The 624-nt window shown below is 38.5% G+C and carries 1 protein-coding gene and 1 pseudogene; one reads left to right on the top strand and one right to left on the bottom strand.

The window, feature by feature from the left end; genetic code table 11:
* The first annotated feature begins 115 nt into the window (after positions 1 to 115).
* Positions 116 to 475, top strand: coding sequence for a hypothetical protein (locus tag ACFINK_RS09405; protein ID WP_015856194.1), 360 nt, complete (start codon positions 116 to 118; stop codon positions 473 to 475).
* A 54-nt stretch (positions 476 to 529) separates the two neighbouring features.
* Here ACFINK_RS09405 and ACFINK_RS09400 read toward each other — a convergent pair.
* A pseudogene (locus tag ACFINK_RS09400) lies at positions 530 to 624 on the bottom strand (helix-turn-helix transcriptional regulator); the annotation flags it as partial.

Raw genomic sequence — 624 nt, 5'->3', positions numbered from 1 at the left:
CTCAACCAATCATCTCAATATTGTTCACCGTTGTTTTAAGCAGCGGTGACAGGAAATATCAACAGGTTTATGAGCTCTGTTTTATCGTAAATAAATCCATTGAAAGAGGGGAAGAATGAAGAAAATCTTAAAACTGTTGAGTTGTATAGCTCTGTTAAGTATCACTGGATGTGTTAACTCAATTCCCTCACTTTCTCCAGCATTATGGAGAAATAAAATACTTTTAGAATGTGGAGTACCGGACCTTAATAAGGTTGTGGCGCTAGATTTGAATCAATTTGCCAGTATTGAAATGTGTATGGCGCAATCAGGTTTTCGTCCTAGCTTTACAATACAAGAATGGTGTGAAAACCATAAATCGGACAATCTTCCCATATGTCGTCCTGGTGCTGTCATGCCTCAGCGAAGTGTTGAGAGACGCTTAAATAGCCCTTATTGTAAAAAGCATTCAGAACAACTTGAATGCCAGCCTTAAGTCTTGCTTCAGCAGAGAAAGCCTTGTCCGTTTTTACGTGACAAGGTTTTCTTTTTATGCCGCGTCGTTATAACGTTGCTGTTTTGCTTGCTCGATGACATTCAAAAGATCTGATTGTAACCAACGCGATAAAAAACCAAATTTTAAAG

It is taken from the genome of Bartonella sp. AA16NXGY, assembly GCF_042197325.1.
In the GTDB taxonomy this organism is placed as follows: domain Bacteria; phylum Pseudomonadota; class Alphaproteobacteria; order Rhizobiales; family Rhizobiaceae; genus Bartonella.
This window is presented reverse-complemented; position numbering and strand designations above follow the sequence as displayed.